Annotated in this window: 10 protein-coding genes and 1 pseudogene; 7 read left to right on the forward strand and 4 right to left on the reverse strand. The window is 71.9% G+C overall.

Annotated elements, in window-relative coordinates:
• Positions 1-41: 41 nt before the first annotated feature.
• The 7 genes and pseudogenes from ACRAS8_RS19350 to ACRAS8_RS19380 all read left to right on the forward strand — a co-directional run.
• Positions 42-581 (forward strand): annotated as a pseudogene (locus tag ACRAS8_RS19350) (MFS transporter); the annotation flags it as partial.
• Positions 532-1,707 (forward strand): acetoin utilization protein AcuC, encoded by a 1,176-nt coding sequence (locus ACRAS8_RS19355; protein WP_438487287.1) that lies wholly within the window; start codon positions 532-534, stop codon positions 1,705-1,707. The pseudogene ACRAS8_RS19350 and the gene ACRAS8_RS19355, both read left to right, overlap by 50 nt.
• Positions 1,708-1,952: 245 nt before the next feature.
• Entirely contained in the window at positions 1,953-2,768 is an 816-nt protein-coding gene (locus ACRAS8_RS19360; protein ID WP_438487288.1) for a phosphatase, read from the forward strand.
• A 128-nt stretch (positions 2,769-2,896) separates the two neighbouring features.
• Entirely contained in the window at positions 2,897-3,106 is a 210-nt protein-coding gene (locus ACRAS8_RS19365; protein ID WP_014144137.1) for a helix-turn-helix domain-containing protein, read from the forward strand.
• Between the two features lie 130 nt (positions 3,107-3,236).
• The gene (locus ACRAS8_RS19370) at positions 3,237-3,335 is read left to right on the forward strand and encodes a 30S ribosomal protein bS22 (RefSeq protein WP_003948845.1); all 99 of its coding nucleotides are present in this window, start codon (positions 3,237-3,239) and stop codon (positions 3,333-3,335) included.
• A gap of 199 nt (positions 3,336-3,534) precedes the next feature.
• Positions 3,535-4,494 (forward strand): NAD-dependent epimerase/dehydratase family protein, encoded by a 960-nt coding sequence (locus ACRAS8_RS19375; RefSeq protein WP_438487289.1) that lies wholly within the window; start codon positions 3,535-3,537, stop codon positions 4,492-4,494.
• A 14-nt stretch (positions 4,495-4,508) separates the two neighbouring features.
• Positions 4,509-5,495, forward strand: a complete 987-nt coding sequence (locus tag ACRAS8_RS19380; RefSeq protein ID WP_438487290.1) for a lysophospholipid acyltransferase family protein — start codon at positions 4,509-4,511, stop codon at positions 5,493-5,495.
• 78 nt (positions 5,496-5,573) lie between these two features.
• Here ACRAS8_RS19380 and ACRAS8_RS19385 read toward each other — a convergent pair whose 3' ends face one another.
• From ACRAS8_RS19385 to ACRAS8_RS19400, 4 genes are all read right to left on the reverse strand, one after another.
• On the reverse strand, positions 5,574-6,776 hold the full coding sequence (locus ACRAS8_RS19385) for a DUF5667 domain-containing protein (RefSeq protein ID WP_438487291.1): 1,203 nt from the start codon (positions 6,774-6,776) through the stop codon (positions 5,574-5,576).
• 272 nt (positions 6,777-7,048) lie between these two features.
• The gene (locus ACRAS8_RS19390; protein WP_189857057.1) at positions 7,049-7,837 is read right to left on the reverse strand and encodes an ECF subfamily RNA polymerase sigma factor, BldN family; all 789 of its coding nucleotides are present in this window, start codon (positions 7,835-7,837) and stop codon (positions 7,049-7,051) included.
• A gap of 330 nt (positions 7,838-8,167) precedes the next feature.
• The gene (locus tag ACRAS8_RS19395; RefSeq protein WP_438490535.1) at positions 8,168-9,037 is read right to left on the reverse strand and encodes an HAD family hydrolase; all 870 of its coding nucleotides are present in this window, start codon (positions 9,035-9,037) and stop codon (positions 8,168-8,170) included.
• A gap of 251 nt (positions 9,038-9,288) precedes the next feature.
• The gene (locus tag ACRAS8_RS19400; protein WP_438487292.1) at positions 9,289-9,567 is read right to left on the reverse strand and encodes a glutaredoxin family protein; all 279 of its coding nucleotides are present in this window, start codon (positions 9,565-9,567) and stop codon (positions 9,289-9,291) included.
• Positions 9,568-9,603 lie beyond the last annotated feature (36 nt).

Here is a 9,603-nt window from a genome sequence, read left to right on the forward strand (position 1 = left end):
GGTAGCGCAGGCCGAATTGGTTTGCTGATCCATTTACCCATCTGGTGATGGCGTTCGCGTACATCGGGGATGCGACGGTCTCCAACTGGAGCGCGAAGTATCTGAAGGACGTTCTGGGCAGCTCGGAGCAGCTGTCGACTGTTCCGTACAACGCCTACATGGCGGTGACGCTGCTCGGGCGGGCCGTCGGCGACCTCGGGGTGCGGCGCTTCGGGCCGGTCGCGGTGGTGCGGGCCGGGATGGCGGGGTTCGTCCTGCTGGGGCTCGGGCTGTGTGTCGTCGTGCCGCAGACCTTCGCGGCGGCTGGGCGGTACGCCGTCGAGCGACATGGCCCCGGCGCTTCGGATGCGACCGTCACGCGACTGAACATCTTCAACTATGTGGGTTTTCTGGTCGGTTCTCCGTTGGTGGGGGCGATGGGGGACGTCTGGAGCTGTCGCGGAGCGATGCTCGTACCGATGGCGCTGGTCCTGGTGACCTTGGTGTACGCCCGCTCGTTCGGGTCGTCTCCGGCCCGATACGGTGACGACCATGAGCGGCCGCGCACAGCTGATGTGGGACGAGGCAGTAACGGGCTATGACTTCGGGCCGGGGCATCCGATGGACCCCGTCCGGCTCGCCCTGACGATGCGTCTGGTGGAGGCGTTCGAGCTCCACCGCGGGCCGCTGGAGGTGGTGGCCGCCAAGCCGGCCGGCGACTCCACGCTGGGCCTGGTGCACCGGGCGGACTACATCGAGGCGGTCCGGCGGGCGTCCGCGGACCCGGCGTCCGCGGAGCTGGACTACGGGCTGGGTACCGAGGACGACCCGGCGTTCCCGCGGATGCACGAGGCGTCCGCGCTGATCGCCGGGCAGTCGGTGGGCGCCGCGGAGGCCGTCTGGCGCGGGGAGGCGTCGCACGCGGTGAACTTCGCCGGCGGGCTGCACCATGCGATGCCCGGTGGCGCGTCGGGCTTCTGCGTCTACAACGACGCGGCGCTGGCGGTCGCCCGGCTGCTGGAGCTGGGAGCCGAACGGGTGGCGTACGTGGATGTGGACGTGCACCACGGCGACGGCGTCCAGGCGGCGTTCTGGGAGGACCCGCGGGTGCTGACGATCTCGCTGCACGAACATCCGCGGACGCTGTTCCCGCAGACCGGCTGGCCGGAGGAGACCGGCGGCGAGGGCGCGGAGGGCAGCGCGGTGAACGTGGCGCTGCCGGCCGGGACCGGCGACGCGGGCTGGCTGCGGGCCTTCCACGCGGTGGTGCCGGAGCTGCTGGCCGCGTTCCGTCCCCAGGTCCTGGTCACCCAGCACGGCGCCGACACGCATTTCGAGGATCCGCTCGCGCATCTCGCGGTGAGCCTGGACGCGCAGCGGGCGGTGGCCGAGTCCTGCCACGCCCTGGCGCACGAGCACGCGGAGGGGCGCTGGGTCGCGCTCGGGGGCGGCGGGTACGCGGTGGTGGAGGTGGTGCCGCGCAGCTGGACGCATCTGGCGGCGATCGCCGGGCACCGGCCGATCGATCCGACGTCGCGGGTGCCGGAGGAGTGGCGGCACGAAGTGTTCCGCAGGACACGGCAGTTGGCGCCGCAGCGGATGACGGACGGGCGGACGCCGCAGTGGCGGGAGTTCGCCGAGGGAGGCTACGACCCGGCCGACCGGCTCGACCAGGCGGTACTGGCCACCCGGAGGGCGGTGTTCCCGGCGCACGGGCTGCTGCCGTGAGGGGGCGGGGTGCCGTAGGGGGTGGGCGAACAGAACCCGTAGGGGGTGCGAGGGCCCCCTGCGGGGCCACAACGCGGGGCGGGCGGGAGGTATTCCGGGGCGCGGGCGGGAGGGGGCCGGCTCGACCGACGGGCCGACGACCGACGGGGCCGGCACCGGCAGTCGCCTCCCGGTTGCTGGCCCGGATGTGTGACTACTCGTCGGTTGGGGCATCGGGCGGGCGGTCGGCGGGTGAGCATGGGGGTGTGTGGGGCACCGGGGAACTGCGGGCGCATCTGATCGAGGCGGGGCTCGCGGGGACGATCGCGACCACGCGGGAGCAGAGTCTGCGGCGCTACCGGCTCTTCGCGGCGCGTGACCCGCGGGTGCTGCTGGGGCTGGACCCCGAACGGGACTGGTCCTTCGGTGATGTCCTGGGACTGATGGGGCAGAAGTGCGGGGTTTCGGCCGATCCCACGCACACTTCCGGTCTGGATGTGATCGACCCCGACCGGACGATCGCCGCATTGGACGCCTTCGCCGACCGGCTCGCCGCGGTGGCTGGCCGACGGGCGCCGGTGCTGCTCGGCACCGGCCATCCGCACCGGCTGCTGGACTTCTACGCAGCCCTCGCAGACGCCCTCTCGTCGGCCGGCTGCCCCCTCCTCACCTCCGCGTATGGCCACCGTGTCGACATGGCGACCCGGTTCGGCGTACGCACCCGCGTCCTCTGTTACGTACGGGGAGTCGCGCTGATGCGCGAGCCCGGCGTGCGGGGCGCACCTTCCGAGGGGGGCGTGCACACCCATTCTCCGCTGCCGGTGCGGACCGTTCTGGAGGCTGCCGCGAGGTCCGCGGGGCCGCTTCCGGAGCTGGTCGTGGGGGACCATGGATGGGTCTGCGGAGCAGGTCAGCTGGGCATCGAGGCGATCGGGCTGGCCGACGCCGACGACCCGGCGCCGTTCGTCGGACAGGCCGAGGGGCGGCTGTCCGCGGTGGTGCCGCTCGATGATGCCGTGCGGTCCGCTCACTACCGCCCACTGGTGCACTATGTCCTGAATCAGGCAAAGTTGTCCCGATAGGCGGCCGTTAGCTGCTCCTCTTCCCCACTCGCATCACCCGCCCCTAATCTGGGGAGTGAACGCATGGCGACGAAGAGTCACCGGAGGGGAAGCCGGTGCCCGTCTTATGCGGAAGGTGCAGGTGTGTGATGGCTGCGGACCAGAGGCCGTTGAACGAAGTGGTGTTTCTGACAGTGGCGGAGGTTGCCACGGTGATGCGAGTGTCGAAGATGACCGTGTACCGCCTGGTGCACAGCGGTCATCTGCCCGCGATCCGCGTGGGCCGGTCCTTCCGGGTGCCGGAGCAGGCGGTCCACGACTATCTCCGTGAGTCGTATGTGGGGGTGGAGTCGGCCTGACGGGTCGTACGCGCGTCTTCGGCGACCCTCGGATTACGCGGTACGGCCGGCGCCGGGTACCCTGGCCCGATGTAGGTAGTGTGGGCTCGGACGCCCCGCACCGAGTGATACGAAGTGAGCGAGGGTAGTCGTGGGCTCTGTTATCAAGAAGCGGCGCAAGCGGATGGCGAAGAAGAAGCACCGCAAGCTGCTCAAGCGCACCCGTGTCCAGCGTCGTAACAAGAAGTAAGCGACGCGGATCGCGATTTCGCGGCCCCTCACCGCCCCGGCGGTGAGGGGCCGTGGTGCTTTTGTGGGCCGTATGGACGGTGGTCGTACGCAAATGTCGTTATGGGCATCGTGCGGTCATCGTCGTGCAACACCGACCCGATAGCGTGAGCCGCACAGCTCGGCGCAGGTGGCAGCCGCTGCGGGAAGGAGAGCCGATCTTGGGCAACGTCGTGCTCGTCACGGGCGTCGCACGGCAGCTGGGGGGCCGGTTCGTCCGCCGGATCCAGCGCGATCCCGACGTCGACCGGGTGATCGGGGTCGATGCCGTGGTGCCGGAGCACCCGCTCGGCGGGGCCGAATTCCTCAGGGCCGACATCCGGCATCCGGCGATCGCCCGGGTCCTGGCCGAGACGGGGGCCGACACCGTCGTCCACATGGACGTCAACGGCACGCCGCTGGGCAGCCGGGGCGGCCGGTCCAGCACCAGCGTCTACGGCTCCGCGCCGCGCGACCCGGCCGTCTTCACCGAGAACACCCCGCCCAAGTCGCTGCCCAGCGGCGGCTTCGCGAAGGACACCGTCGAGGTCGAGGGGTACGTCCGCGGCTTCGCCCGGCGCCGTCCCGACGTGGCGGTCTGCGTGCTGCGCTTCGCCAACGTCCTCGGACCGTGTGCGGACTCCCCGCTCGCCGAGTACTTCGCGCTGCCCGTCCTGCCCACCGTCCTCGGCTACGACCCGCGGCTGCAGTTCGTCCACGAGGACGACGCGATCGACGTGCTGCGGATCGCCGCCGCCGCGCCGCGCCGCGGCACCCTCAACAGCGGCACGTTCAACATCGCGGGTGACGGTGTCCTGCTCCTCTCGCAGGTCTCCCGGCGCCTGGGACGCCCCACGCTGCCGCTCTTCCTGCCCACCGTGACCTGGGCCGGCACCGTCCTGCGGTCCCTCGGCATCACCGACTTCTCCCCCGAGCAGATCCGGATGCTGACCCACGGCCGGGTCGTCGAGACCACGCAGATGCGCGAGACACTGGGCTTCCACCCCCGGTACACCACGGCGGAGACCTTCGAGGAATTCGCCCGCAGCCGCGGGCCCGGGCTGCTGCCGCCCGAGTCGCTCGCCCGCACCGTCGACCGGCTCGCCGGCGTGCTGTCCGCGCGCCGCGCCCCGAGCCAGTGAGGAGTTCACCCACGATGGCGGACGCCAAGGTCATTCCCTTCGGCGAGGAGCCACGGGCGCGCCGGAAGGCCCGGCGGGCCGCGCGGGCCACCGCGCTGGCGCCCGTCCCGGAGGCCCGCACCGAGCAGGAGCCGGCGCCCGCCCCACGGCCGGCCGCCGGCCGGACCCTGGACGAGCGGATCGCGGGCGGGCTGGCCTTCCTGCGCCGGCGGATCACCGGCGACTACGAGGTCGACGACTTCGGCTACGACAAGGAGCTGACCGACCAGGTCCTGATGTCGCTGCTGCGGCCGCTCTACGACAAGTACTTCCGGGTCGAGGTGAAGGGGATGGAGCACATCCCCGCGGACGGTGGCGCGCTGATCGTCGCCAACCACTCCGGAACGCTCCCGCTGGACGGCCTGATGCTCCAGGTCGCGGTGCACGACAATCACCCGGCCGAGCGCCATCTGCGGTTGCTGGCGGCCGACTTGGTGTTCGTCCTGCCGGTGATGAACGAGCTGGCCCGCAAGGCCGGGCACACGCTGGCCTGCGCGGAGGACGCCCAGCGGCTGCTGGAGCGCGGGGAGATCGTCGGGGTGATGCCGGAGGGCTTCAAGGGCATCGGGAAGCCGTTTGCGGACCGCTACAAGCTCCAGCGCTTCGGGCGGGGCGGCTTCGTCTCCACGGCGCTCAGGGCCGGGGTGCCGATCGTGCCGTGCTCGATCGTGGGCGCGGAGGAGATCTACCCGATGATCGGGAACGCCAAGACCCTGGCGCGGGTGCTGGGGCTGCCGTACTTCCCGGTCACGCCGACCTTCCCGTGGCTGGGGCCGCTGGGCGCGGTGCCGCTGCCGACGAAGTGGACGATCCAGTTCGGCGAGCCCATTCCCACCGACGGCTATCCGGCGGAGGCGGCGGACGATCCGATGCTGATGTTCAACCTGACCGACCAGGTACGGGAGACCATCCAGCACACCCTCTACAAACTGCTCGTGCAGCGGCGCTCGGTGTTCTTCTGAGGGAGTACCGGAAGAACACCGAGCGCCGGGAGGCTGCCGCGCCGGCCGCCGCGGGGCCGCGCGGCACGGGCGGGCCGGCTACTTGGAGAGGTTGTCGCCGTCGATGCCCAGCTCGGGCAGGAGGCCGGGCAGCAGCGGCGGCAGCGTGACATCGGGGCGGCCGCTGCCGTCCTTGCCGTGGCTGCCGGCGTGCGGCGAGGCGCTGCCCTTGCCGGGCGAGCCCAGCAGCCCGCCCGTGCCGCCGCCGAGCAGCCCGCCCTGCTCCTGGGACGGCGAGGCCGAGGGACGCGGGGCGTGCCGGTCCGTGCCGTGGGAGCCGGACGCGGACTCGCTGTCGGCCGGGGACGGGTGGCCGGCGTCGCCGGTGGCGCCCCTGTCGGCGGGGGTGTCGCGGTGGCGGCTGTGGCCGTCCGGGCCCGAGGGGAGCAGCGAGCGCAGCGGTCCGACCTCGTCGTCTATGGCGTCGAAGACCGAACTGACCTCGTCGCGGACGTCGGTGAGCTGCACCGGGAGCCGGTCGCGCAGCTGCGTCCAGCTGGTGCGGTGCGACTTGGCGAAGGAGTTCAGCGCCTGGATGGGGCCGAGGGAGCCGTCGCGTTCGTAGGCCGCGTGCAGCAGGCGGTGGCCCTCGCCCGCATCGTGCCGGACGCCGGCCAGTGCCCGGCGGACCTCGGAGATCGACTCGTGGTCGAGCTGCGCGGAGCGGCCGCGCTCCATCAGGCGACGGGCCTCCATCATGCGGGTGGATGCCTGGTCGAGGTAGAGCCGGCCGCGGTCGGAGTCGTCGCCCGCCATGGTGAGCCGGAGGTCCTCCATGCCGCGCTTGAGGCCGTAGAGGGAGTCGCCGGGCAGGGCGTCGGTGCTGGCCGCGGCGACGCCGGTGAACGCGCCGGCGGCGACGCCGACCGTCAGGCCGCCCGCCGCCAGCCCCTTGGAGAGGCGGGAGTGCGGGCGCAGCCGGCCGAGCGGTTTCCCTGCCCGGTGGCCGCCCCTGGCCTCGCGTTGCCCGGGCACCCGGGTGTCGCCGGACGTGGCGCCTTCGGCGAAGGCGGCCTCCATCGCGGCGATGAGCTGGGCACGCTGGACGGTCTTGACCTCGGTGGCCATCTCCGGCCTCGGGAGCTCCCCGAGGCCGTCGGCGACCGCCAACAGCCGTGCGTCGACCGGCGCTTGAGCCGCGCTGTCGACCTGGTCCTCGGTCGCCGCGCCCCTGAGCTCCTGCTCCTCCAGGGCCTGGGCGAAGGCGTTGGCCCGCCGGTGCACCGAGACATTCGTGATCACGGGCGGCACCTCCTCTCGTCATCCCGCTCGACTCCCCGGACTGGCATCGACTATCCAGACGGGCCGGATGGTTGCACGCCGCTGTCCGTGGCCACTCGAACGAGTGAGACGCAGCGGACATGGCGTGACCGCGTGGAGCCTGCATCCCGGACAACGAGCGGCGCGGCACTCGGGTTACGCACTCACGATGATCTGACCGTTCGGGCATGCGCGGTCACCAAAGGTGAGCGGTTGACGGGGTGTTGGGGAGGGCGGGCGGCGAGCGGCGGCCGTCAGCGGGCGTCTTCGGGGAGGAGCCGCGCCAGGGTGCGGACGGCCCGGTACTGGAGGGTCTTGATGGCGCCCTCGTTCTTGCCCATGACGCGGGCGGTCTCGGCGACCGAGAGGCCCTGGAGGAAGCGCAGGGTGACGCATTCCTGCTGCTGGGGGTTGAGCTTGCGGACCGCCTCCAACAGGGCGGCGTTGGAGAGGGATTCGAGGACCGAGTCCTCGGGACTGCGCTCGACCTCGTTGGCGTCGAGCATCTCTCCGGTGGTGACTTCCAGGCGGAAGCGGGAGGACTTGAAGTGGTCGGCGACGAGGTTGCGGGCGATGGTCACCAGCCAGGCGCCGAAGTCACGGCCCTGCCAGGTGAAGGTGCCGATGCGGCGCAGTGCGCGGAGGAAGGTCTCGCTGGTGAGGTCCTCGGCCGTGGCCCGGCCGCCCACGCGGTAGTAGATGTAGCGGTAGACGGTGTCGGCGTACTGGTCGTAGAGACGGCCGAAGGCGTCGGCCTCGCCGGCCTGGGCGCGTTCGACGAGGTCCATCATGCGACGGCTGTCGCTGTCCGCGGGGCGCCGTGCGGTGGTGGTGCCGGTGCCCGCGCGGCGGCTTCTGCCGGCGGTGGCGGCCTTGCCGACCGCAGCGCTCCCGTCGGCCAGCGCGTAGCAGGGGCCGGTGGGCACGGCTGTGGCGAATGCGGGGACGGCGTACGCGGTGGGGACAAAACTGCGCAGGTGGTCGACGAGCGTCGTACGCAGCGTAGCCAGGCCCGAGGCGTCAACCCCGACGTGTGGGTACACGGGACTCCCAGAGGCAGAGCTTCCATCACGTGCAGTGCGGGACCGTTCACTCGTCGTAGGGACGTGTGGGTTCCGGAATGCGTCTGAGGAGAATAACGCTTCGTACAGGCAGCGCTACACCCAGTTGCTCAAATCATCGATTACTTACGGTCCGTGTCCTGTTGGTGGCGGATCAAGTATCGAATATTGAGCAGGTATTGATCGGAAGGGAGCGCAATCTGCCTGGTTGAAGGGCGTGTTGTGGTTAACCGGCAGGAAAGGGACTGACGGGGCGGCGGTGAGGGTAGGGAGTGCGGTTGGTCCGGCGCCGCGCGCGGTGATCAGGGACGGTCAGCGGCGGCGGCGCTGAAGGGCGGCGGCGGCCGCGGCGCCGCCGGCGAGCGCGCCCACGCCGGCGGCCGCCGGGATGCCGATCCGGACGGCCTTGCGCCCGGTCCGGTAGTCGCGCACCCGCCAGCCGTGCTCCCGGGCGTGCTTGTGCAGCCGGGTGTCGGGGTTGATCGCGTAGGGGTGGCCGACGAGCGAGAGCATCGGGATGTCGTTGGCCGAGTCGCTGTAGGCGGCGCAGTGCGAGAGGTCCAGGCCCTCGGCGGCGGCCAGTGCGCGCACCGCCTCGGCCTTCGCCGGGCCGTGCAGTGGCTCGCCCACCAGCTTGCCGGTGTAGACCCCGCCGACGGACTCGGCGACCGTGCCGAGGGCGCCGGTCAGGCCCAGCCGGCGGGCGATGATCGTCGCGGTCTCGATGGGCGCGGCGGTCACCAGCCAGACCTTCTGGCCGGCGTCGAGGTGAGCCTGGGCCAGCGCGCGGGTGCCGGGCCAGACGCGCTCGGCCATGTACTCGTCGTAGATCTCCTCGCCGATGGCCATGAGCTCGGCGACGCGGTGGCCCTGGACGATGGAGAGGGCGCTGTTGCGGACGTCGGCCATGTGCTCGGGGTTCTCCGAGCCGGCCAGCCGGAAGTAGATCTGCTGCCAGGCGAAGCGGGCCAGGTCGCGCTTGTGGAAGAAGTGCCGCTTGTACAGGCCGCGGCCGAAGTGGAAGAGGGCGGCGCCCTGCATGACGGTGTTGTCGAGGTCGAAGAAGGCCGCCGCGCTGGCGTCGCCGGCGACCGGGAACTCCGGCTCGGCGGGGGCCTCGGCGGGCGGCGCCTCCTGTGAGGACTTCCGGGCGGCCTCGGCCGCGGCCTCGCCGGCCAGCACGCTGCGCGCCGTGGCGGGTCGTCTGCGGCGGGGGAACCACCCGGTGGGGAAGAGTGCCCCGGCGGGGCTCCGGTCGGGGCGGTGAGCGGGCGACGGGCGGGCCATGCGGCTAGCGTAGCCAGTTTGTTCGGTGCAGCTGGTTACGGGCGCGTGTCAGGAAGCACCGGGAAGGCCGACGGCTGCGTGACGGCGCCGCGTTACGGCCAACCGGGGAGGGGTCGGCGGGGCACCGCATACGGGGCCGGTGGGGCTCAGGCGCCCAGTGCGGTGCGCAGGCGCGCGGGGTCGACCCGCCAGAAGTCGTGCTGGGCGCCGTCCACGAGAACGACCGGAATCTGCTCCCAGTACTTGCGGTGCAGCTCGGCGTCCTCGGTGATGTCCTTCTTCTCCCAGGAGGCGCCGGTCTCCGCGCACACCTTCTCGATCACCGCCTGCGCGTCGTCGCAGAGGTGGCAGCCCGGCTTCCCGATGAGGGTGACCGTCCGGTCGGCGGGGTTCTTGCGGGGGGCGCGGCTGAACAAGGGGGCCATGGGGCCATTGTGCCGGTTTCGCGGGGCGCCCGGGTC

It is taken from the genome of Streptomyces sp. S186, from assembly GCF_051603415.1.
GTDB lineage: Bacteria > Actinomycetota > Actinomycetes > Streptomycetales > Streptomycetaceae > Streptomyces.

Bases quoted from the DNA above. Each gene is read 5' to 3' on its own strand.
- ACRAS8_RS19400 (WP_438487292.1), bottom strand. From the start codon at position 9,567: ATGGCCCCCTTGTTCAGCCGCGCCCCCCGCAAGAACCCCGCCGACCGG.
- ACRAS8_RS19365 (WP_014144137.1), top strand. From the start codon at position 2,897: ATGGCTGCGGACCAGAGGCCGTTGAACGAAGTGGTGTTTCTGACAGTG.
- ACRAS8_RS19355 (WP_438487287.1), top strand. From the start codon at position 532: ATGAGCGGCCGCGCACAGCTGATGTGGGACGAGGCAGTAACGGGCTAT.
- ACRAS8_RS19380 (WP_438487290.1), top strand. From the start codon at position 4,509: ATGGCGGACGCCAAGGTCATTCCCTTCGGCGAGGAGCCACGGGCGCGC.